Origin of the sequence: Gracilibacillus saliphilus, assembly GCF_010994085.1 — a bacterium.
GTDB lineage: Bacteria > Bacillota > Bacilli > Bacillales > Amphibacillaceae > Gracilibacillus > Gracilibacillus lacisalsi.
Window position 1 is genome coordinate 30,767 of the sequence record NZ_WJEB01000024.1, and the last position, 23,324, is coordinate 54,090.

Sequence of the window (23,324 nt, forward strand, 5' to 3'; positions counted from 1 at the left end):
CGAAAAAGTTAGCTGAAGGGCAAACCCCACGGAAAGGGAAGTGGGCAGCCAGAGTGGTAGTTATCATCACTATATATTTCAAAATTATCTCTTAATGCAGTACGAGTACCGGAGGAGAACAAATCCATGTCCAGTTACTGCGCAGCTTATGTATTTTGTGCAATATTTTAGTTTTGTAGAATAAAAAATACCATGACAGTTTGAAAGGCCATGGTATTTTTCCTTATTTTTAGCTTTGTTCTACTACTTCTCTTACTGCCGAACGATCGTATGTAAGTTTCGTTCCATCCCCAGCTAGAAGTACGATCTGATCTTCATCCAGTGCGTGTACAGTTGCATGGAATCCACCAATTGTGACGATCTTGTCACCTTTTTTCAATTCTTGTTGCATTTGACGGACCTGCTTTTGTTTTTTCTGTTGAGGTCTGATTAACAAGAAATAAAAAATCACAACCATTAAAATCAGTGGTCCAAAAGTTGCTAAAATTTCCACTCACTTCGCCCCCTTTCTAGAAGTTCTTTGCGTTTGGCTTGTTAAAACCATATTGTTCAAAGAATTCCTCTTTAAAATCACCAAGTCGGTCTTGCTTAATCGCTTCACGGACTTGCTCCATTAATTTTAACAGAAAATATAGATTATGATAAGTAGTAAGTCTAAAACCAAATGTTTCATTTGCTTTGACTAGGTGTCGAATGTAAGCCCTTGTGTAATTTTTACATACATGACAATCACAATTTGGATCTAATGGTGAAAAATCTCGAGCAAATTTCGCATTTCGAACAACCAATCGCCCCTCAGATGTCATACATGTTCCATTACGAGCAATCCTTGTCGGTAACACACAGTCAAACATATCTACACCACGAATCGCACCATCAATCAACGAATCAGGTGATCCTACCCCCATTAAATAACGAGGCTTGTCTGATGGTAATAATGGTGTTGTAAATTCAAGCACTCGATTCATCACATCTTTCGGCTCCCCTACTGATAAACCGCCAATTGCATAACCAGGAAAATCTAAGGATGTTAAGTCTTGAGCACTTAATCGACGTAGATCCTCATATTCTCCACCTTGAACAATACCGAATAATCCTTGGACATCTTTTCGCTCATGTGCTGCTAGGCAACGCTCTGCCCAACGGCTAGTACGTTCAACAGACTTTTTCATATAGTCATGTTCTGCCGGATATGGCGGGCATTCATCAAAAGCCATCATAATATCCGAACCTAATGCATTTTGGATCTGCATCGCTTTCTCCGGTGATAAGAACAGTTTCTCACCACTTAAATGATTTCTAAAATGAACCCCTTCCTCTTCAATTTTTCGTAAATCGCTTAAACTGAAGACTTGAAATCCCCCAGAATCAGTGAGAATCGCACCATCCCAGTTCATAAATTGATGCAGTCCACCAGCTTCTTTCACAATATCTTCTCCTGGTCGTAACCATAGGTGATATGTGTTAGATAAAATAATATTCGCACCCATCTCCTCTAATTCCTCTGGACTCATTGTTTTCACTGTCGCCAAAGTACCAACAGGCATAAAAACGGGTGTTTCAAATGTTCCGTGTGGCGTGTGCACTTTCCCAAGCCGAGCACCAGTTTGTTTACAGGTTTTAATATGTTCATATCTTATAGCTGTCATAATGGTTTCCTTTCCTTACAAAATTAGCATGGCGTCACCAAAACTGAAAAATCGGTAACGTTCAGCTACTGCTTTGTTGTAAGCTGCTAAAATAAAATCGCGGTCAGCTAACGCGCTTACTAACATAATCAAAGTTGACTTCGGTAAGTGGAAATTCGTGATTAAGCCATCAATCGCTTTAAATTGATATGGAGGATAAATGAAAATATCGGTCCAACCATTTCTTTCCTCAAAATTTCCACCAGTATCCCGAGCAATTGTTTCTAACGTTCTTGTGGAAGTTGTTCCAACAGAGATAATTCGATCTTCTCTTCTCTTTACTGCATTTAATTGTTCAGCAGTCTCCTGTGTCATTTGATAAAATTCTGCGTGCATTTCATGTTCTTCGATATTATCTACACTTACTGGACGAAATGTTCCCAAACCTACATGCAACGTAATAAAAGCAATTTCCACACCTTTTTGCTTGATTTGCTCTAATAACTCTTCTGTGAAATGCAACCCTGCAGTCGGTGCAGCTGCTGAACCTTTCTCTTTTGCATAAACGGTTTGATAGCGATCGCGCTCATCTAATTGTTCCTTAATATATGGTGGGAGTGGCATTTCTCCTAATTCATCCAATACTTCATAAAAAATACCTTCATATTGAAAACGAAAGACTCTTCCACCATGTTCTTTCGTATCAACACACGTTGCAGTAAGTTTTCCTTCACCAAAACTAATGGTAGTACCTACTTTCACTTTTTTTGCAGGCTTGACGAGCACTTCCCAATTATCACCTTCCAATTGGGTTAATAATAAGACTTCTACTTTTGCACCTGTATCTTCCTTCACACCATACAATCTTGCAGGTAATACTTTTGTATTATTTAATACTAAACAGTCACCTGGTTTTAAAAAATCCAAGATATCGTAAAAATGATGGTGGGTAATTGAACGATTTTCTCGATTTAAAACCATCAAGCGCGAACTTGCGCGATTCTCTAATGGAGTCTGAGCAATTAGCTCATCTGGTAAGTCAAAATCAAAATCTTCTATTTCCATTTTTCTTCTCCTTCTATTTGAATCGTCCGATAATAGCAAAAATCACCGTTAAAATAATACTGATCACAATCGAAGTCATAATCGGGAAATGGAAAGAAAAGTTTCCTTTTTTAAAACTGATATCTCCTGGCAACTTCCCAATCATTCCCCATAACAGACCAACGATAATAAAGACAACCCCTATTACAATAAAGATTTTGCCAAAATCCGTCAAGCTTCAGGCACCTCCCGCTCAAAATGCGCATATGCTTTTGGTGTCACTAATCTTCCTCTTGGTGTACGCTGGATAAAGCCTTGTTGTAATAAGTATGGTTCATAGACGTCTTCAATTGTTTGCGATTCCTCACCGATGGATGCTGCGATCGTATCTAATCCAACAGGACCACCTTTAAAACCATCCATCATCGCTAATAACAACTTATGATCAATATGGTCAAGCCCTTCTTGATCGACTTGTAACATTTGCAGAGCCTTCTGTGTAGTCTCTATTGATATACTAGCTTCTCCTTTAACTTGTGAAATATCGCGAACTCTCTTTAATAATCGATTGGCAATACGTGGTGTACCACGGGATCTCCTCGCTACCTCTAACGCTGCAGCTTTATCAATTTCCACCTGAAAAATATCGGCAGTTCGTTCGACGATGGCACAAAGGTCCACCACTTCATAAAATTCTAATCGTGACAACACACCAAAACGATCACGCAATGGTGCCGACAGTAACCCAGCACGTGTTGTTGCCCCTACTAAAGTAAAAGGAGGTAGATCTAATTGAACAGAACGTGCGCTTGGCCCTTGCCCAATGACGATATCTAAACAAAAGTCTTCCATTGCCGGATATAGAATTTCTTCTACCGCTCGAGGTAAACGATGAATTTCATCGATAAAAAGAACATCGCCAACTTCCAATGAAGACAAAATAGCTGCCAAATCCCCTGATCGTTCAATTGCAGGCCCTGACGTCTGTTTAAACTGTACCCCCATTTCATTTGCGATTATCTGCGCCATTGTAGTTTTTCCTAGCCCGGGAGGTCCATATAATAAGACGTGATCTAAGGCTTCATTCCGCATTTTAGCTGCTTCGATAAAGATCGACAAGTTTTCTTTTGCTTTATGTTGCCCAATATATTGTTTTAAAACTTTCGGCCGGAGACTGAGCTCTTCTGTTATATCTTCTTCTTGAATTTCACCTGAAATGATCCGCTCTTCCATTATGAAGCTCCTTTCTCCTTATTTCATTAATAATGCTAACCCTTTTCGTATATATGTATCCGCAGTATCACTCTGTTCTTTCGTTAATACCGGTTTAATATGATTAATTTCCTTTTCCGAATAGCCTAGTGCTTTTAGCGCTTCAATTGCCTCTGTTAATGCCTGATTACTTTCAGGTGTTCCATCTGTATGTTGTTGCGCCATATTTTCAGCTTGATAGTCAAAAGGAAGTTTTCCTTTCAGATCAAGAATCATCTGTCGCGCTGTTTTCTTTCCGACACCTGGAAAACTTGTTAAAAACTTTTCATCTTCTTGTTCGATTGCAACAACAAAGTCCTGCACAGAAGTTGTGGCCAGAACAGCTAATGCGCCTTTTGGTCCGATTCCGGAAACATTAAGAATCTGTGCAAACAAAGTCTTTTCTTCCTGATTTTGAAACCCGTATAATATTTGAGCATCTTCTCTTACATAATGATACGTATACACCTTTTGCCTTTGACCAACTTGTGCTTGGAAACGATAAGGATTCGGACATATCACTTCATATCCAATACCGTTTGTATCTAATATAATAGTTTGCTCCGTTATTTCCGCTACTTCCCCATTTATATATGCAATCATATCATGAACTCCTCTTTGATCCAATTCTATTTATAATTTACAATCATACGTTCGTATTAATCTTAGCTTATCTCAGGTCGTTTATCAAGGTAAGCAAGAGCAAAATAAATGAAAGCGCTTGTTTGTGTGTGATAAAGTAAGAGAATGACTTTATTATAAAAGGATGGACTACTATGTCAAACAATCGTCAAATGTTATTTTTGAAAGCGTTAACGCTTGTTAACGCCAGTCACAAAGGCCTTATACTACCATTTTTACCATTATTTTTGAGTTTTAGAGGTTTCTCTTCTGTTGAGATTGGAACCATTTTAGGTATTGCTCCCATGGTAAGTATTGTAGCACAACCTTTTTTCGGTTACATCAGTGATAAGTATAAGACCATTAAAGGATTACTTTTAATATTATATTTTGCAGTCATCGCTATTAGTTTCAGTATTTTTTTCAGCACTTCATTTATTATTGTTTTTATTTCTTTTGTTGCCTTTCACTTTGTAATGTCACCTGCTGGCCCGTTACTAGATAGTATGGCCATCAAAAGCTTAGGTTCGAAAAAACGTGATCAGTACGGTAAAATTCGTCTTTGGGGATCTGTCGGATTTGCGTTTACTGCAGTAGTTTCAGGACCTATTCTAGCAATGATTGGTATTGATAACATTTATATTTTATTTTGGATTCTGATTTTGCTATTAATCTCTCTAACCTTGTTTCTAAAAGATAATAACCAGGCAGCCGACAAAGTTTCTTTGCAAGGAGTCAAGCAAGTATTAACGAATAAAGGATTTATAATCTTTTTGTTTTTGTGCTTTCTCGTTATGATTCCGCACCGAATGAACGATACCATGCTTGTTCTTCATTTAGAAGATTTAGGAGCTACTACCTTTTTAGTCGGATCTGCCTGGGCGCTGGCTGCTTTTAGTGAAGTACCTGTCTTTTATTTCTTAACACAGAAGATCCTGCAATTTCACCATTTATTTCTACTTGGTGTTGTTGCTATGTTTTTTACAATCCGTTGGTTATTGTATGGCTTTATTGAATCTGCTGAATGGATTGTGTTTTTCCAAATATCACAAGGACTCACATTTGGTTTGTTCTGGCTCGTTGCTTTACAAACTGCCGTGAGCTTTGTCCCCAACCATTTACGTAGTACTGGCCAAGCATTACTAATGTCGACGTGTTTTGGATTAGGTGGTGCGGTAGGAGGTACTGCTGGGGGAGCTATCCTAGACAACTTTGGTTCTCAAACCATGTATCAATTAATGGCAGCTATGACTTTTTTAGCGATGATTGGTATTTTTACTTCCTATAAATTGAAACAATCATCAGTGGAAGGATGAATAATAGTTAAGCTTATCAGGGTGTTTACTTAAGCGTTGTTGTGGGGGGCATATCAAAAAATAGTTGAACGATGATTTAGCATCGTTCAACTATTTACTGCTTCCACATCTTGATAAGATCGAAATGTTTCTAGCACTTCTAAATAATCTTTCTTAGAATTAATTTTAATACCTTCTTGTAATTCTTCGTACAAGTGTGATTCTAATTCTTCGGTATCAATTTGATAAAAGGATTGCACAGCTGCTTCATGTACTGGAACACCTTCAAAGATTGTCAATTGTCCATCTTTAATACCAAAGTATCCATTTGCTTTCAGGTATGGTGAAATATCATCCACTTCTTTTCGAAAACGAATAAAACCATCGCTCTGCTCCATCACTTGCCACTCTTGGTATTCAGACCAGAAATCTTGCATAGAAGCGATGGTTTCTTGGACATTCTCTGTTTCTATATGTCCATCTATATATTGTTTCTCTAAAGTTAGTTCAATTGTTAGTGGGTCTTGTGACATGACCATTACTTCTTCCTGTAGTTCTTCGGATTTTTCTTGCTCTAAAAATGATTGAAAACTAATGACCCCAATTATTAAGACAACGACAACATTTAATAATAACCATAGTTTGCCCATAATAAATGACCCTCCAATCGAGCTTTGTTATTATTAGGGTGTCCAATTTTAGAAAATATAACCACAATATAAAGGAAAAGGACAGATTGTTTAAATCATTGTATCCGGTAATACAAATCGAGTTTTAAAAAATGTTGTTCGTGCTTATAGTAGGGGAATTTTTTAGTAGCAACTCAACCATGATAACGGATCCTCTTCACTCGAAACTGAGGGTTAATTTATACAAACAAAAAGACTGCCCTTATGGGCAGCCTTTTGTTTATTATATTTGTTCCATAATTGCTTCATCTGCGTCCATATTATGGTGGACTTCTTGGACATCTTCCATATCTTCGAGCATGTGGACCAGCTTGACCATTTTGTTACCGTCACTTTCATCCACTTGTGAAAGTGTTTGAGGTATCATGGTGATTTCTGCTGTTTCCAATGTAAAACCACTTTCTTCCAATGTTGATTTTACATCCTGAAAATCTTCCGGATCAGTGTAGATTTCATAAGCACCTTCCACGGTTTCCATTTCTTCTGCACCAGCTTCAATTGCTTCTAACATTACAGTATCTTCATCTGCATCTGTTTTACTTTGATCAATTACTAGGTAACCTTTACGATTAAACATGAAAGCTACACAACCATTCTCACCAAGATTACCACCATTTTTACTAAACGCATGTCGTACCTCAGATGCAGTCCGATTTTTATTATCTGTTAATACTTCCACCATTACAGCGGTTCCACCAGGACCATATCCTTCATAAGTTAATTCTTCATAATTAGCTCCGTCTAAGTCCCCAGTTGCTTTTTTAATCGCTCGATCTATGTTCTCATTCGGCATGTTGTCAGACTTTGCTTTTTCTACTGCAAGACGTAAGCTTGCATTCATTTCTGGGTCTCCGCCACCTTGTTTAGCAGCTATATAAATATCCTTAGCATGTTTCATAAAAATTTTACCACGTTTTGCATCTTGTGCATTTTTTCTTCTTTGGATATTTTTCCACTTAGAATGTCCTGCCATGCTTTCTCACCTCTCATAATCTATCTCAGTCTCCATTACTTACTTTATCATAACTATCAGAAATTGAAAATAACGATGCAAAACAGATTCATCGGATGCAAGTTTTTTTATTGTGAAATCAAGCTTCATTATTGCGAAATAAGAAAAACCGGGAAAGCCCACCCGGTCCTATCCAAAGTAGTTATTTTGACATGAATAATAGGCGTAATAACCGCTGCGGCTTGCCCACTTCGCTTTCCGTGGGGCGTGTCTTCGGCTAACTTTTGTAAAGAAGATCGTTTTACAAAAGTGGATCTTCAGATCACCCTGATCCAACAGGAGTCGAAGTGGGCGCCTACGCTAATTAATGCTCTACAATGAATGTACTCGCTGACATTCCAATTTTATTACATAGGTTAAGAAAGCTCGAGAAGTTAGCAGTCACAAACGTTGTAGCGATGGTTTCCTGTACAAGCTATTTCAAAATGGCTACTCTGCTTACAAATGCGTTGATACCGCTGATTATATACTTTCCTATATTATAAAAAAGGCTGTTGAGAAAAAATTTCTCAGCAGCCTTGGCAATTATGATTATTATCGATTTCCTCCACATCCACAGTCCTTTTTATTCGGTTGCCCGTAAGGCATTCCTTGTTGAGGATATGGCTGATATGGCATCTGTTGTTGGCCTTGCATTCCATATGGCATTGGCATTAATGGATAATTCGGCGCGCCAGGTTGTGGGATCATTGGTTCCCCTGGCATTGGTACTGGCATATTTGGTTGTTGCTGCATTGGCATTTGTTGCATTGGTTGTTGTTGATTTGGCATCATTTGATTTTGGGGCATTTGTGATGGTCCCCATGGCATTTGCTGTCCTTGGTTATCTGATGGCATTTGTGCTTGATACCATCCTTGATGCGGTTGGGTAGATGGACCAGTTTGTTGTGGTAGCGATTGTTCCCCCATTACTTGTGGCTGGAAACCTTCTGGAAACGGATATTGTGGCATATGCCCTGTATGTCCCGTGTGTCCATAGCCATAAGGGATACCTTCCTTTGAATAACATGGTGCGTGCATTGGCATTGGTTGTGGATGATGATGATGTGGTGCCATCGGTTTGTGCTTTGGTTTCTTATGATCCTCCACTCCTGCTACGTGGTCATCATCTTCAGGCATTTGCGTTGGATGAATATGTGTTTCGAAATTGTTGGTTAGCTGTGTCCACTTTAAGTCTTGTGATGCCTGAGATGGTGCTGGTTGTACAGGTTGTGGTGGTTGCTTATTAAAATGAATTGGTAATGAAGGCATTTCTTTTTTCAATGGTTCCCATTTTTTGTCTTCATCCTCTTCAATCGCAGGTAAAATTTGACTTGGAGCCTCCGGTTTTACCTCCTGTTTGTCTTTTTTGTCCGTTGTACCAGGTTGGACTTGTTGTTTCTTATCAGATGGTGCTGGTTGCTGTTTACTATCAGCTGCAGTTGGAATCTTTATCTTCATTCCTGGCATAATCATATCAGGATTTGAAATTTGCGGGTTCGCTGCTATCACTTCATTTACATTAACACCATATTTTTGCGCAATTTTCCAAAGAGTTTCATCTTTTTGCACAATATGAATTTTCAAAGCAATTTCTCCTTTCTGTATGATAAGTATGGAAGGGCATTTGTCTCGGTCTAATCCATCTTCTTTAACAACATATGCAAAATGCCTAAAATGTTGAATAAAAAAAGAAGGATATCTTTTTTTATAAATATCCTTCGATCAACTTAAATACAATCTTGTCACATTATAAGCTTCCTTGCAGCATTCGGTTTAGAGCTAGTTTGGCGTTTTTAGCTATTTCATTAGGAACGCTGATTCGATTTGTATAATTTCCTTCCCATACTTCTTCTAATGCCCATGTTAAATGAGGCAAATCAATACGATTCATTGTTAAGCAGGGACACATAAATGGATTTAAGGAAATGATTTTTTTATCTTGATGGCTATTTATTAAACGATTTACTAAGTTCATTTCTGTACCGATTGCCCACTCACTTCCAGCAGGCGCTTGTTTGATGGTTTCAATGATATATTTCGTCGAACCAGCAAGATCTGCTTGTTGTACAACTTCATACTTACATTCCGGGTGAACGATAATCGTCATATCGGGATGATTTTTACGAACTTGCTCGATATTTTTCGTAGTAAAATTTTCATGTACGGAACAATGACCTTTCCATAAAATAACACGGATATGCTCTACTGAATCACCTGCAAATTCCAATTTGCTTGCGATCGGATCCCATACTGCCATTTGATCTAACGGAACACCTAACTCTACTGCAGTATTCCTCCCTAAATGCTGATCAGGCAAGAATAACAGCCGTTGTTTTTGCTTAAATGCCCATTGAACCATTTGTTTCGCGTTAGATGAGGTAACTGTAGCACCGCCATGTTGTCCCACAAATGCTTTAATGGCAGCTGTAGAATTGACATAGGTTAAAGGCAAAAGCGTATCACCGAACAAGGCAGTTAATTCTCTCCAAGCTTCCTCAGTCTGCTTATCATCTGCCATATCTGCCATCGAACAACCGGCACGCATATCCGGTAGTATTACCTTTTGATTAGCATTTGTTAAAATATCAGCTGTTTCCGCCATAAAATGAACACCACAAAAAACAATATATTTCGCCTTTTGTTGTGCAGAAACTTGAGCTAGTTGCAAAGAATCTCCACTTGCATCAGCAAATTGGATCACTTCATCCTTTTGATAGTGATGTCCTGGAATAAATAAGTCTTCTCCCATATCTTTTTTTATCATTGTGATTCTTTCTATCATTTCGTCATGACTCATGTGTTGATACTTATCTGGTAACTGTTGATGTGTGGTAAATAGTGTTGCTAGATTCATTTTGCTCCCCCCGTAATGTTAAAGCTGATATCTAAAGCTTGTGCTGAATGAGTAATAAACCCAAGTGAAATCGTGTCCACTCTCGTATCCTTATATAGGTGGATATTATCGACAGTGATATTACCTGAAGCTTCTGTCATGATATCTTTTGGCACTAGTTCAATCAGCTCTCTTATTTGCTCTGGCGACATATTATCGAACATGATCACATCTACACCTGCTGCAATCGCTTCTTCCAACTGCTCCTTGTTTTCGATTTCTACTTCGATTTTGATCACATGACCTGTAAAGGCTCTTATTTTTTCTACAGCTTTAGTAATCGAACCCACTGCTGCAATGTGATTGTCCTTTAACATCACCGCATCATCTAATCCGAAACGATGATTGACTCCACCACCACAACGAACTGCATATTTTTCTAACATACGTAATCCTGGTGTTGTTTTTCGAGTATCGGCAATTTTTATCTGATCATTAGCTAAATGACAAATTGCTTGAGAAGTAACAGTCGCAATACCACTCAATCGTTGCAAAAGGTTTAGAATAACTCTTTCTGACATTAATAATAATGGATACGGACCAGAAACTTGTGCAATTACATCGCCTTTCTTTACTTGTTGACCATCTTTTTTAAACAGATCCAGTTTGATCGTTTCATTAAAAAGATGATAAGCCTCGTCTAATATCACTTCCCCAGCAAAAACACCTTGCTGCTTAGCAATAAATTCACCTACTCCTGTTGGTGATACTTGATCGAAAATACGATCGCTTGTGACATCTCCTCTCCCGATATCTTCTTGAAAAAAATGGTTTAGCTGTTGCTTTACATATAATCGATTCATACCGTTACTCCTTGTTTGGCTAATTGATAGGTTATCCTTTTATTCTCCCATTGTTCACTTTTATATGGATAATCCAGTCGGTAATGAGCGCCTCTGCTTTCCATACGTTTTCTTGCTGCCTTTGTTACGAGCTGGGCAAGCTGTAAATGATGCTGCATTAGAATTTGATCCCGCAATGTAGTATATCTGCTTAAGTAATTGTCTTGGATAAGTGTAAATTTCGCTAACCATTCCAGCATTTCGTTTAACCCTGATTCGCTTCGATTAATGCCCACATGGTTGGTCATTTGTTTACGTAGGGCAAGTAGATCAGGATGATGGAATGTGCGATGTAATGGTTGGACTAGCGATATACTACTGGAAGGCACACTGGATTGTGTCTTTAAATAATCTGCTAATCTCGTTGCAAATACCATGCCCTCTAACAATGAATTACTTGCCAAACGATTAGCACCATGGACGTGTGTACATGCTACTTCCCCAATTGCATACAACCTTGGGATATTCGTCCTTCCTTGCAAGTCAGTTTCTACCCCTCCCATCGTAAAATGTGCTCCTGGTTTTACCGGTATTAGTTCTTGCTGCCAATCTATGTTATTTTTTTCACATACTGATTTAATAAAAGGAAATTTAGTTTGAAAGTTTTTGATTTGATGAATATCCAAATATAGCTGATTTCCTTTCGTTAATTCTGTCATCATAACACGGGCTATAATATCCCGAGGTGCTAGATTTTCCAATGGATGCGCACCTTTCATAATTTCTCGACCATTCTGATCCACCAAAATGGCTCCTTCTCCTCGAACTGCTTCTGAAATCAAGTCATTGTAAGGAGCTTGTGTTGCTAGCATAGTCGGATGAAATTGGACAAACTCCAGATCTGAGACTCTAGCTCCAGCACGATAAGCAATCGCTATACCATCACCGGTAGCACTTGGATCATTAGATGTTGTTTCATAAAGCGCACCAAAGCCTCCAGTTGCCAATACGATATGATCTGCAGTATACGTATGCAATTGATTATCTTGATCCATCGTAATAATTCCTTTACACTCGTCGGCTTCTATAACACAATCAACCGCAAGTTGCCCTTCAATAATCGTTATCTTTCCTTGCAATAATTGCTGATAATAGGAAATAAGATAGTTACCGGTTTGATCCCCTCCTGCATGAATGATTCTTCGCTCACTATGGGCGCCTTCACGACCTAATAAAAGTTCACCATGTTGGTCACGATCTGCTGGAAAACCTTGTTGAAGCAGACTTTTCACTACCTGTTTTCCCTCTTTCACTAATGTTTCTACTGCTTTCTGATGATTATGGAAGACACCTGCTTTTAAAGTGTCTTCTGCATGTAATTGCCATTGATCCTTGGCAGAAACGGCAGCAGCTATTCCTCCTTGGGCGCGTACAGAGTTACTATCGTTTGTTGTATTTTTCGTCAGTATTGTCACATCACTATGCTGCCATAACTCACTCGCAAGTACATATGCAGCAAGACCGGAGCCGACAATAACAATTTTTTGTCGTTGCAAACAAAACACCACACTTTACAGTTGTCTTTACAGATATCTTTACATATAATAAATGATATGACAAGTATTTTTTTACGCGATCATCAATTATTAAATAAGACTGCCATTAGTAAGCGAATGATATCAAGATGTTAGGCCCATTATTCCTGCTTTGCTTCTTTGAATGATGGTAGTCTTATGGAAATTCAGTGACAATTGTTTATAGCACTAAACTTCTAAGGAAAGGACGATAGGATGATTTATTGTGATTATGCCGCTACATCTCCCATGTCAAATCTAGCATTGGATGTATATCAAGAGGTAGCAAAAGATTATTTTGGAAATGCTAGCAGTTTACATGATATAGGTGGGAAAGCAAAAGATATATTAGAAAATTCAAGAACTATGATAGCAAAGCTTTTAAATACAGATGCACGACAAATTGTATTCACGAGCGGGGGAACGGAAAGTAATCTGTTAGCTATCGACACATTACTAAGAACTAGTCATTTAGAAAAGAAAAAACATATCGTTACAACAGAAGTCGAGCATAGTTCTTTATATTACTACATGAAAGAGTTGGCCAATCAAGAGAATGTAGAGGTCACTTTTCTAACAGTAGATCATAACGGGCAAATTCGGCTATCTGATCTAGATAAAGCCATTAAGCCTAACACATGTCTTGTCTCTATCCAACATGTAAATGGCGAAACAGGTGTTATCCAGCCAATAAAGGAGATTGGACAAAGGTTACAAAAACAGGCTATCCCTTTTCATAGCGATATGATTCAATCATTTGGTAAAATAGATATAAAGCACTTGATACCGTTTGTTGATTGTATAACGATTTCAAGTCATAAAATATTCGGTCCTAAAGGAGTTGGAGCAATATATTTCTCTAATACACTCTCACTAAAATCTCACCCTGTTTCAACTAATCATGAACACAACTTAAGACCTGGAACAGTTAATGTGCCTGGAATAGCAGGATTTGCTGCGGCAGCTTCAGAAACAATAAACAATCTCGTACAAAATCAAGATCACATCCAATACATACGAGATCTTTTTATTCAGAACTTGAAAACCGAAGGAATTCCATTACAACCGATTGTATCCATCAAACAATGTCCAAGTATTGTTGGTTGTATCAGTGATTTTGTACAGGGTGATTATGTCATGCTAGAATATAATCGACATAGTATTGCAATTTCGACAGGTAGTGCATGCAGTATTGGAGCAACAGAAGTTCCTAAATCCATTCAACCGTTTATTAGCGATTATGATGAAGGAAAACGGTTTGTACGATTTTCTTTTAGCCATCAGACAACGGAAAAAGATATTCATGAAATCATCAAAGCATCGAATCGAATATTTAATCGAATCAAGGAGGAGAGACAAGGTTATGACAAAGAAATTAACGGGTAAAGCAAGGCGCGAAAGCCTGCTGACTTGGTTACAAAATAGCCAAACACCGCTTACTGGAACAGAACTGGCTGAAAAGGCAAATGTAAGCAGGCAAGCCATCGTACAGGATATTTCCTTATTAAAAGCTCATAATCACCCGATTATTGCTACAAGTAATGGTTATTTATATATGAAAGCTGAAAAAGAAAAAGTAGATTTTCGTCGTGTTATCGCGTGTAAACATGACGGAAAAGATACTAGAGAAGAGTTATATACGATCGTAGACTATGGCGCGACTGTAGAAGATGTCATTATCGAACATCCGATTTACGGTGATTTAAAAGCTTCTTTAATGATAAACAGTCGCATTGATGTTGATCAGTTTGTTCAGAAAATCGAAGAAAAAAATGCTCCATATTTGTTGGAGTTGACCGATGGGATTCATAACCATACCATAGTTGCAAATGAAGAGCGGAAGTTGGATCAAGCATATGAGGCGTTAAAAGAGAAAGGATTTATTGTAGAATAGCAGCTATATTTAATATAGCACATGCAGATGAGTGGATAGTTTGAGTGTTTTTAGCTTAGGTTGTCCGCTCTATTTTTTTGAAAAGTTAGTTGAGGTCGGGCCCACGGTAAGCGAAGTAATTATTCGGAGCGTTGTAAATTACACATCAAACATGTCAAAATAACCACTTCGTTTAACACGGTCATTTCGCTGATTTTATGCTTTCTTTCCATAAAAAAACGCCTGCGATTATACCGCAAGCGTTACACCGTTTCCGCTGTGTAAATAGTAAGGATAACTGCCTAATACTGATACTTTACAGCCTAACGATTCCATTTCTGTTATAGCATTAGGAATCAGAACATCATCCATTTTTTGTTCAATGTCTATTAAGAAGTAATAATTACCAAGACCTGTTTTCATTGGTCGTGATTCAATTTTGGATAAATTCAAGTTGCGCCATGCAAACGCAGATAGGACTTGATGTAATGCCCCAGGCTGGTCTGATGGTAGGGTAACCGTTACGGTTGTTTTAAATCCTTTTTCCTCCATTTTATTAGAAGTTAATTCTGTTTGATTTTTATGCAAGACAACGAATCTCGTATGATTATTATCAAAATCGTGGATGTCTTTTTTCACAATCGATAAACCATATTCTTTCGCTGCAAGATGATTGGCAATTGCAGCTATATTCTGTTCAGGGTGCTCACTGACAAATTCTGCAGCTGCTCCTGTTGAAGTCATCGACTGTGCCGGTACCCTCACTAATTCCTTACGTAAAAAGCTATGGCATTGCGCAATCGCATGAGAGTGAGAATAAATAGCATCCATTTCTGTCCATTTATCAACATTATCAGGGTGTACCATTAAATGCTGACGAATTGGAACAATTACTTCACTTACAATTTTTACATCCTGCGCTTGGATTAAATAGTCCAAAGTTATATTAACCGTACCCTCTATCGCATTTTCCAGTGGTAAAACAGCATAGCTTACTTCATTGTTTACTACAGCGTCGATACATTCAGGAATGGTACTATACCCTTTTTTTACGTCTCCATTAAACATGGAATCTACTGCGATTTTAGTGAAAGTTCCTTTTGGACCTAAATACCCGATAGTTTCCTTCATATAGCTTGCTCCCCCTATGTTATGAAACACCTGAACTTAATATTTCTACTTGATTGACAAAATCAATCTGTTTTAAATCATTTAAGAGCTGATCGATCTCAACTGTCATTCCGTTTGTATTTAAAGATAACGTAACATTTGCTTTTCCTTGAATCGGTATCGTTTGGTGAATCGTTAATATATTGCATCCCGCCTGTGCCACAACAGATAAGAGGTGAGAAAGCACCCCTGTTTGATCTTGCAAATGGAAAAACAACGTAATCATCTGCTCTTTTACCATATGTTGAAACGGAAAGACAGCGTCCCGATATTTATAAAAAACACTACGCGACAATCCGACTTGACGTGTAGCTTCATGAATCGAATCCACTTCATAACTTTCCAACAATTTTTTTGCTTCCAATGTTTTTTTCATTCCTTCTGGTAAAAAATCTTCACTTACCAGATAGAACTTTTCATTTTTCGCAGACATCCACATTCCCCTTTTTTATACCAACGGATGGTCTTGCTACTAAGCATACTATCTATTATTCCATAAACTCGAATTCATAATCAAGCAGGCGAACTGTATCACCGTCTTTTGCTCCACGTTCCCTTAACGCATTGTCTACACCCATTCCGCGCAGTTGTCTGGAGAAACGTTGAACAGATTCATCACGACTGAAATCAGTCATTTTGAATAGCTTCTCAATCTTTTCTCCATATAATACATAAGCACCATCAGGGTCACGAGTTATCGAGAATGCTTTATCTTCTTTTTCAAAACGGTAAACTACGCGATCTTCTTGTTCTTCAACTGGTTTATAATTTTTCGGAATTTCATCTAGTTTGTTCGCTACAGCAAATAATAGATCACGGATTCCTTCCTTAGTAACCGTTGAGATCGGAAAGATTGGATAATCTTCATCTAACTGTTCTTTAAAAAAGGCGAGCTGTTCCTCTGCCTCTGGTAGATCCATCTTATTAGCAGCAATGATCATTGGACGTTCTAATATTGTTGGATCATATTGTTCCAGTTCTTTATTAATCGTAATAAAATCATCGTAAGGATCTCGGCCTTCTGTTGCTGCCATATCTATTACATGTAAAATCACTCGTGTACGTTCCACATGTCGTAAAAATTGGTGACCAAGTCCAACACCCTCGTGTGCCCCTTCAATCAATCCAGGTAGGTCTGCCAAAACAAAACTTCGTTGATCAGCCGTATCGACAACTCCTAAGTTAGGTTGTAATGTCGTAAAATGGTAGTCCGCAATTTTCGGTCTTGCCGCACTAACGGTTGATAATAAGGTCGATTTCCCAACACTTGGAAACCCTACTAAACCAACATCAGCTATCAATTTTAATTCGATCTGAATATCGCGCTCTATACCTGGCTCGCCATTTTCTGCGATTTCCGGGGCAGGATTTCTAGCAGATGCAAAACGAATATTTCCTCGACCACCTCGGCCACCTTGTGCAATGACTGCCCGTTGTTTATGTTCAATTAAATCAGCGAGCACTTCTCCTGTATTAACGTCCCTTACAGTGGTACCTGGTGGTACAGACAATACTAATGGCTCTGCATTTCTTCCATGCATGCCTTTCCCCATTCCGTTCTCGCCACGGTTCGCTTTAAAATGTTTTTGATAGCGAAAGTCCATTAGAGTATTTAAGCCTTCATCAACTTCAAAGATAACATCTCCGCCATCTCCTCCGTCGCCACCAGCAGGACCACCCATCGGTACATATATTTCACGCCTGAAAGCAACAATACCATTGCCACCGTCGCCTGCTTTCACATATACTTTGACCTGATCGACAAACATGCTGTCTCACCTTCTTTCGTTATTCTTGCCACTCTATCCTTAACATCTCTTCTGTTGTCACTTTTTCAATAAAGGATAAAGATTCTAACTCTTGTTTAATTGCATCAATATCGGTCCAATTCTGATCAAATGTTAAGTGAATATGTATAGTATGGTCTACTTTTTTGAAAATAAGCGTACCGATATATTCCTCATATTCTTTTTGATAAGAAGGTAATAATTGAAATATTTTTTGTATTTTAGTTAGTAATGCTTCATCATCAATGATAGCTGGTTGTCCGTCAACAAATGATTGAAAATGAAGCTGAAACGTTTCCGAACGCCAATTTAATTGATACAACCATACCATTGTTTTTGGTATATTTAATCGATCCAAACCGCGTTCCTGATTAGATCTTTCCATTACTTCGGTTATTTTACTTTGTATTTTATCTAATTTCCCCATTTGAGCATAGCCCAAAATTAGTTGCAAATCATTAAGCCAATCATGACGATAATGGCGCAACATTTCGACTACATCTTGTTCCTTCAACGTGTTCACCCCTCACACAATAAGCAAATTATAGCATAGAAATACAGAAGATTCATCTATATAATGGTATATCCTTGACGACGTAGATACAAACTGCGAAGTAGCGAAAACTGTTTGTTGGAAACTAAATGCACAGTCACCTATGAAGTAATTTTGACATATATCGTGATCATAACCGCCACTCCGGCCGCCCACTTCCCTTTCCGTGGGGTTTGCCCTTCAGCTAACTTTTTCGAGCCAAAACCGCTCGAAAAAGTGGATCTTCAGGTCAAACCATTCCCACAGGAGTGAAAGTGGGCGCCTTCGTTAAGGTATGCTTCACAACACTTATCCGCAATCACCAGTCGATTTCTCCACCATCTTTAGCATAGAATACGACTACGCTAAAGAGATATTCACAGCCGATTAGCACTGTAATTAAACAGAAAATTTTAGTTCCATGAGTTCATTTCTTTCTATAATCAGAGAACATAAATAGCGTAGGCAAAATACGGAGACTCCTGTGGGATCAGCACGAGCCGAAGATCCACTTGGTAAAGTGCTTTTCTTTACCAAGTTAGCTGAGGCTGTGCCCACGGAAAGCGCAGTATTCTGCCGGAGCGGTTTGCATGCACTCTCTAAGTCAAGAATGATGGTAGAGAGCAATTCCTTGTCCTCGTTACTGCGTAGTTTATGTATCTTGTGAATTTTTTCTATTTGTAAGTTCAAAATAAAAGGCTCTAACCTTGAAAGATTAGAGCCTTTTTTATTTCCTTATGCAGGATATACACTTACTTTTTTACGATCGCGTCCTTGGCGTTCGAATTTAACCACACCGTCTGTTTTAGCATATAGTGTGTCATCTCCACCACGGCCTACGTTTACACCTGGGTAAACTTTTGTACCGCGTTGACGATAAAGGATTGAACCACCTGAAACGAATTGACCGTCTGCACGTTTAGCACCTAAACGTTTAGACTCAGAGTCACGACCGTTTTTCGTACTACCTACACCTTTTTTCGTTGCGAAAAACTGTAAATCTAGACGTAGCATGTTGTTGCACCTCCTTAATTTTCAAAGATGGATATATATTGACCATATTCCCGCTCAACGGTTTGCAAGGAAACAACCATACCTTCAAAGAGTAATGAAACTTTTTCTAAAAGTTGCTCATCCAATGATTCAGGAATGGTAACTTTCAAATATCCGCCTTCATCACCGGCTTGGTCTATATCCAAATCAATCTCACATAGCGTAAATACTGCATTGACAGAACCAAAAGAGATAGCGGAAACAGCGGCGCAAACTAAATCATGCCCCTCTGGACCACTTCCAGCGTGCCCTGTCAGCGTAAATGATTTTATATACGTTTGTTCACGCTCAATTGTCACGTTAATCATACAAACAAAACCTTATGCATTGATTTTCTCAATGGTAACTTTTGTGTATGGCTGACGGTGACCTTGTTTACGTGAATAGTTTTTCTTTGGCTTGTACTTAAATACAGTGATTTTCTTTTGACGGCCTTGTTTTTCTACTTTCGCAGTTACAGAAGCTCCGTCAACGTATGGAGTACCAAATTTTGCATCGTCTCCACCTACTGCAAGTACTTTGTCAAATGTTACTGATTCACCAGCTTCAGCAGCTAGTTTCTCAACAAAAATTGCTTGACCTTCTTCTACTTTAACTTGTTTTCCACCAGTTTCAATAATAGCGTACATTCTCTTGCACCTCCTCATAGACTCAGACTCGCCATACAGGTAGCTTATCAAGCTTTAAAACCTGTTCTGCGCGGTTGTAGCAACGGGTGCTACATAAACAACAAAACGATCTTACCATATATCAAAGCAACTTGTCAATGACTATTTCCTGATGGTCAGCAATATACAGATTAATTAACTCCTTACTGCCCGAACGAATTATCTGATAATCAGAAATGCTTTCATCCGTATAATAATACACTTCCATTTGCATGTTAGATAAGAGTTCATCAGTTAACTCTTCTTTCCAAAAGGCATACAGGTCTGGGTGAATGATAAGCAATAAACATTCCGTATTTCGATTCCACTCTAACAGTTCACGTTCCAGCTGATAGCCGATCGTTTCCAATGCTAATACAGGTTTCTTATTTAATTCCCAATTAGTCATCAGTTCCAAGAGCCCAGTTCTTTCTCTTTTTCTCGTCATTTCCAACAAACCCAACTTAGTAAATCCGAGCACCTCTGTACGTACCGGATCTTCTCGTAACGCTTGTTTCATCTGTTGTAAAATGACAGCCTCTTCTTTTTTTGCCATTTTCAGAAAGTCAATCAGAATAATTCCCGATATATTACGTTTTCGAATTTCTTCGATACAATATTTTACGGAACGTTGATTTATGTGATAGATGGTATCTTGTTTGTTATGACGACTTGTAAATTTACTGCTGTCAATATCAATCACTGTCAAGGCCTCGGTTTGTTCCACTGTTAATGTAATACCATCCTGTTTATGAACAACTGGCTGAATAGCTTCTGTTAACCAGCTGCTTACATCTTGACCAGCAATTTGATTTGCCTCTTTCCTAATCCTCATTTTATTCGCTAGGTTAGGAAAAGCTGCCTTCGCTTTTTGAAGCGTTTGACGTTCATCGAAAGTAATATCTTGAAAAGATTCATTTTGATATTGATTTATCATTTGATCAGGAATCATTGGATATTGAAAAAGGAAGTATGGTGCTTTATTTTGTGATGCATCACTATCTAATTTCCGCCAGAGATGTCTGCTATTATTTAATTCAGTTAATACTTGCTCTGTTTCAGCATTCGCTATGTCTGTTCGTAATATAACTCCTTCATTCATAGAAAGTTGTTCCATTAAATAACTTTTCCATTTTTCTGATATTGTTTGCGATAATTTTTTAGAACTGGCTACATAGTTACCATGCGGTAAATAAATAATTCGTTGTCCTGTAAGTGTTATATTAGCTGTAAGCCTTGGTCCTTTCTCTTGATAAGCCTCTTTGATAACCTGAACAATAATACTTGCTCCATCTGTTAAATAAGAGGAGAGCTTGTCATTTACGCCCAAAAATGGCACTTCGCTTTTGGGCAGAAAACCAACCTTCTTCTCACCAATATCAATAAATGCGGCATCAATACTTTCGTCAACGTTTCGCACTTTTCCTTTATAGATTGAACCTAGGCGAGCGTTTGTTGACTGTCGGTCAATAAAAATATCGATACATTGCTTTTCTTCAAAAAGCATGCCGATTTTTTCTGAACTACCTGTATAAAAGTGTAATTTCTTCATGTTCAACCTCTTTCTATCCTGTAAGCAACTGGCCTACCACTAAGTGAATATTTTTCTGATCGAAATAACTTTGCAAACAATCTCGTTCTGATAACCAATAAACCTTTCCATCTTGATCATATACTTTGATACGGTGAAAGGTGTCTCTTTTAAACAAACGAAACAAATCCAATAAACTGATCGATGCAGACACTTCTATTTCTCTTTGTTTCCGAAATTTAGTGGTTTCACTATACCTACTCCATAAAAAACGCCACCATTTAAAATACCTTCGTTTCCATTCTAATCGATTTTCCCAAATTAAAAAAATCATAAGTAAGACAAAACTTAAAGAAAGCCATGCCTGACTATATACATAGAAACTTACAAAAACAATCGTCACAACCGATATCATAATCATCCATTTATGAGAAACTTGAAAGGAGAAAAAAGAATCCAAACTAAGCTGGACGAGTTTCCCACCATCAAGCGGCCATATTGGTAACAGATTTCCAACCAATATAAAAGTATTATATTGATATGCTAGTACTAAAGTGGATTCTGGAAGCAAGGAGCCAGCATCAAGCATATAGATAATGAAATAGATCCAAATATGTTGTAATGGTCCGGCAATCGTTACTAGAAATTCTTCACGTATTGGTCTAGTTCCATACTCATCTGTTTCCATCACTCCACCAAAAATCCACAAAAAAATGCGCCGGATTCGCCACTTGAAAACGCGAGCGCATATATAATGTCCTAATTCATGAATAGAAACAATCAAAAAAATAATGAAAAATTCCACTAACATACCAGTAAATATAGCAACAAGTAAGAAAAAAAATAAAATAGGGTGAATATGAATAGGAGGTAGCTTAAGGCTGCTCATCAACATGCATCACCCGAATCGGATCTAAAAATTCCCGGTTCTTTTCAATCGCAAAGTACATTGCTGTATTGGTCTCAGAAGGTTCATAGCTACCTATTTTTTGATTAGCTCTAATCGATTGATAGGAATGAACATCAATATTGGTTAAGTTTCCATAAATGGATTTGCTACGATCAGCATGCTGGACAATCACTGTTTTTCCTGTTTCACGATCATTACCAGCGAATAAAACAGTGCCTTCGTCTACAGCAATCACTTCTGTTTCTTCATCAGATGAAATTAAAATACCTTCACCATTTTCTTGAAATGTCTGGTTAACTTGACCAGAAACAGGTAATGCAGTAGGTGCGGCAGTTTCCGCTTTATCAAGATCTGCTTCAATAGCAAATGGTGCACCAAATCGAGCTTGATACCATGCGTTTACACTTGCAAAAGGAAATTCTTCTGTCATCGCGTAATTTACCCAGTTCCTTGGTTGTTCAAGCCATTGTTGATTGGAAGCCGTTGAAAACACCGTAATAAAAAAGATGATGGCTGCAACAATACTTTTGACAAGAAACGGTTTAAAGTAGGCTTGGTCACTATTGTTTGGATAGCCCCCGAAAGTCGGAGAATACCCATGTCGTTCTTCATCTTCCATGTGAGCCTGATTTACATAACTATTACGCTTGAAATCTGATAAGCGTGTTGAGGTGATTTTCCTTTTAGATTGTTTTCTTTTCGTAATATTTTGGCGTATTTGTGATAGATTATCTTTTTTCATCAGCATCCATTCCTTTTTTCCAACGTTTGTACAATATATGTGGACAACCATCATAATATGAAAAAGGAACAAAAAAACTTTTAAAGGCTTTATCAAAAATCACATTAGTACAAATAGTAAACAAGAAACGTTGATACATACTGCGAACTAGCTTAGTTGCAAAGTTAACAGGACTTCTCTTACAGGGATATCTCTTTCTGTTCCGAGGATACCTCTTTCCCTTCCCTGGATATCCTTTGCTGTTCCGGGGATAGGCCCTTCTCTTCCCTGGATATAGTCGTTTATCCTCGGGAGAGAAGATCTTTTCC

The 23,324-nt window shown here is 38.1% G+C and carries 25 protein-coding genes and 1 other annotated feature; of the genes, 3 read left to right on the forward strand and 22 right to left on the reverse strand.

What is annotated here, in order from left to right:
* Positions 1-229: 229 nt before the first annotated feature.
* From yajC to ruvA, 6 genes are read right to left on the reverse strand one after another with little or no spacing between them, the layout of a single operon-like run.
* Positions 230-493, reverse strand: a complete 264-nt coding sequence (gene yajC, locus GHT08_RS15190) for a preprotein translocase subunit YajC (protein ID WP_018931468.1) — start codon at positions 491-493, stop codon at positions 230-232.
* Between the two features lie 16 nt (positions 494-509).
* Positions 510-1,649 carry a tRNA guanosine(34) transglycosylase Tgt gene (tgt, locus tag GHT08_RS15195; RefSeq protein WP_163582292.1) on the reverse strand — a complete coding sequence of 380 codons (1,140 nt, stop codon included), beginning with the start codon at positions 1,647-1,649 and terminating at the stop codon, positions 510-512.
* A gap of 15 nt (positions 1,650-1,664) precedes the next feature.
* Positions 1,665-2,693: a tRNA preQ1(34) S-adenosylmethionine ribosyltransferase-isomerase QueA gene (gene queA, locus GHT08_RS15200; protein WP_163582295.1), complete on the reverse strand. Its 1,029-nt coding sequence runs from the start codon at positions 2,691-2,693 to the stop codon at positions 1,665-1,667.
* Positions 2,694-2,706: 13 nt separating this feature from the next.
* Entirely contained in the window at positions 2,707-2,907 is a 201-nt protein-coding gene (locus tag GHT08_RS15205; RefSeq protein ID WP_018931465.1) for a DUF2905 domain-containing protein, read from the reverse strand.
* Positions 2,904-3,905, reverse strand: coding sequence for a Holliday junction branch migration DNA helicase RuvB (gene ruvB / locus GHT08_RS15210; RefSeq protein ID WP_018931464.1), 1,002 nt, complete (start codon positions 3,903-3,905; stop codon positions 2,904-2,906). Before ruvB ends, GHT08_RS15205 begins: the two co-directional genes overlap by 4 nt.
* 18 nt (positions 3,906-3,923) lie before the next feature.
* Complete coding sequence (gene ruvA / locus GHT08_RS15215; RefSeq protein WP_163582297.1) at positions 3,924-4,526, reverse strand: Holliday junction branch migration protein RuvA; 603 nt, start codon at positions 4,524-4,526, stop codon at positions 3,924-3,926.
* Between the two features lie 173 nt (positions 4,527-4,699).
* On the opposite strand from ruvA, the gene GHT08_RS15220 reads away from it, so the two are divergent.
* A complete protein-coding gene (locus GHT08_RS15220; RefSeq protein ID WP_163582299.1) occupies positions 4,700-5,860 on the forward strand; it encodes an MFS transporter in 1,161 nt (386 codons plus the stop codon).
* 86 nt (positions 5,861-5,946) lie between these two features.
* On the opposite strand, the gene GHT08_RS15225 is transcribed toward GHT08_RS15220, so the two are convergent.
* The 6 genes from GHT08_RS15225 to nadB all read right to left on the reverse strand — a co-directional run bounded on the left by GHT08_RS15225 (position 5,947) and on the right by nadB (position 12,753).
* Positions 5,947-6,489 (reverse strand): BofC C-terminal domain-containing protein, encoded by a 543-nt coding sequence (locus GHT08_RS15225; protein WP_163582301.1) that lies wholly within the window; start codon positions 6,487-6,489, stop codon positions 5,947-5,949.
* 262 nt (positions 6,490-6,751) lie between these two features.
* Positions 6,752-7,501, reverse strand: coding sequence for a YebC/PmpR family DNA-binding transcriptional regulator (locus GHT08_RS15230; protein WP_163582302.1), 750 nt, complete (start codon positions 7,499-7,501; stop codon positions 6,752-6,754).
* 573 nt (positions 7,502-8,074) lie between these two features.
* Positions 8,075-9,106, reverse strand: a complete 1,032-nt coding sequence (safA, locus tag GHT08_RS15235; RefSeq protein WP_163582304.1) for a SafA/ExsA family spore coat assembly protein — start codon at positions 9,104-9,106, stop codon at positions 8,075-8,077.
* Positions 9,107-9,269: 163 nt separating this feature from the next.
* A complete protein-coding gene (gene nadA / locus GHT08_RS15240; protein WP_163582306.1) occupies positions 9,270-10,376 on the reverse strand; it encodes a quinolinate synthase NadA in 1,107 nt (368 codons plus the stop codon).
* The gene (gene nadC, locus GHT08_RS15245) at positions 10,373-11,218 is read right to left on the reverse strand and encodes a carboxylating nicotinate-nucleotide diphosphorylase (protein ID WP_163582308.1); all 846 of its coding nucleotides are present in this window, start codon (positions 11,216-11,218) and stop codon (positions 10,373-10,375) included. Before nadC ends, nadA begins: the two co-directional genes overlap by 4 nt.
* Entirely contained in the window at positions 11,215-12,753 is a 1,539-nt protein-coding gene (nadB, locus tag GHT08_RS15250; protein ID WP_163582310.1) for an L-aspartate oxidase, read from the reverse strand. The genes nadC and nadB overlap by 4 nt, the downstream gene beginning before the upstream one ends.
* A gap of 234 nt (positions 12,754-12,987) precedes the next feature.
* On the opposite strand from nadB, the gene GHT08_RS15255 reads away from it, so the two are divergent.
* Positions 12,988-14,157 carry an IscS subfamily cysteine desulfurase gene (locus GHT08_RS15255; RefSeq protein WP_163582312.1) on the forward strand — a complete coding sequence of 390 codons (1,170 nt, stop codon included), beginning with the start codon at positions 12,988-12,990 and terminating at the stop codon, positions 14,155-14,157.
* A complete protein-coding gene (locus GHT08_RS15260; protein WP_163582314.1) occupies positions 14,135-14,665 on the forward strand; it encodes a transcription repressor NadR in 531 nt (176 codons plus the stop codon). Before GHT08_RS15255 ends, GHT08_RS15260 begins: the two co-directional genes overlap by 23 nt.
* A gap of 228 nt (positions 14,666-14,893) precedes the next feature.
* Here the strand turns inward: GHT08_RS15260 and pheA are convergent, their stop codons facing one another.
* The 10 genes from pheA to GHT08_RS15310 form a co-directional block, all read right to left on the reverse strand.
* Positions 14,894-15,775: a prephenate dehydratase gene (gene pheA / locus GHT08_RS15265; RefSeq protein ID WP_163582316.1), complete on the reverse strand. Its 882-nt coding sequence runs from the start codon at positions 15,773-15,775 to the stop codon at positions 14,894-14,896.
* A 19-nt stretch (positions 15,776-15,794) separates the two neighbouring features.
* Positions 15,795-16,247 (reverse strand): ACT domain-containing protein, encoded by a 453-nt coding sequence (locus GHT08_RS15270; protein WP_163582318.1) that lies wholly within the window; start codon positions 16,245-16,247, stop codon positions 15,795-15,797.
* A gap of 55 nt (positions 16,248-16,302) precedes the next feature.
* Positions 16,303-17,583, reverse strand: coding sequence for a GTPase ObgE (gene obgE, locus GHT08_RS15275; RefSeq protein WP_163582320.1), 1,281 nt, complete (start codon positions 17,581-17,583; stop codon positions 16,303-16,305).
* 19 nt (positions 17,584-17,602) lie between these two features.
* The gene (locus GHT08_RS15280; protein WP_163582322.1) at positions 17,603-18,115 is read right to left on the reverse strand and encodes a Spo0B domain-containing protein; all 513 of its coding nucleotides are present in this window, start codon (positions 18,113-18,115) and stop codon (positions 17,603-17,605) included.
* Positions 18,116-18,868: 753 nt separating this feature from the next.
* Positions 18,869-19,147 (reverse strand): 50S ribosomal protein L27, encoded by a 279-nt coding sequence (rpmA, locus tag GHT08_RS15285; RefSeq protein ID WP_163582324.1) that lies wholly within the window; start codon positions 19,145-19,147, stop codon positions 18,869-18,871.
* 14 nt (positions 19,148-19,161) lie between these two features.
* Positions 19,162-19,494 carry a ribosomal-processing cysteine protease Prp gene (locus tag GHT08_RS15290; protein WP_163582326.1) on the reverse strand — a complete coding sequence of 111 codons (333 nt, stop codon included), beginning with the start codon at positions 19,492-19,494 and terminating at the stop codon, positions 19,162-19,164.
* A gap of 12 nt (positions 19,495-19,506) precedes the next feature.
* A complete protein-coding gene (gene rplU, locus GHT08_RS15295) occupies positions 19,507-19,815 on the reverse strand; it encodes a 50S ribosomal protein L21 (protein WP_018931446.1) in 309 nt (102 codons plus the stop codon).
* Positions 19,816-19,829: 14 nt separating this feature from the next.
* Positions 19,830-19,901: a sequence feature (ribosomal protein L21 leader region), on the reverse strand.
* A 35-nt stretch (positions 19,902-19,936) separates the two neighbouring features.
* Complete coding sequence (locus GHT08_RS15300) at positions 19,937-21,385, reverse strand: ribonuclease E/G (protein ID WP_163582328.1); 1,449 nt, start codon at positions 21,383-21,385, stop codon at positions 19,937-19,939.
* A gap of 13 nt (positions 21,386-21,398) precedes the next feature.
* Positions 21,399-22,253, reverse strand: coding sequence for a site-2 protease family protein (locus GHT08_RS15305; RefSeq protein WP_163582330.1), 855 nt, complete (start codon positions 22,251-22,253; stop codon positions 21,399-21,401).
* Positions 22,240-23,016 (reverse strand): M23 family metallopeptidase, encoded by a 777-nt coding sequence (locus GHT08_RS15310; protein ID WP_163582331.1) that lies wholly within the window; start codon positions 23,014-23,016, stop codon positions 22,240-22,242. Before GHT08_RS15310 ends, GHT08_RS15305 begins: the two co-directional genes overlap by 14 nt.
* Between the last annotated feature and the right edge of the window lie 308 nt (positions 23,017-23,324).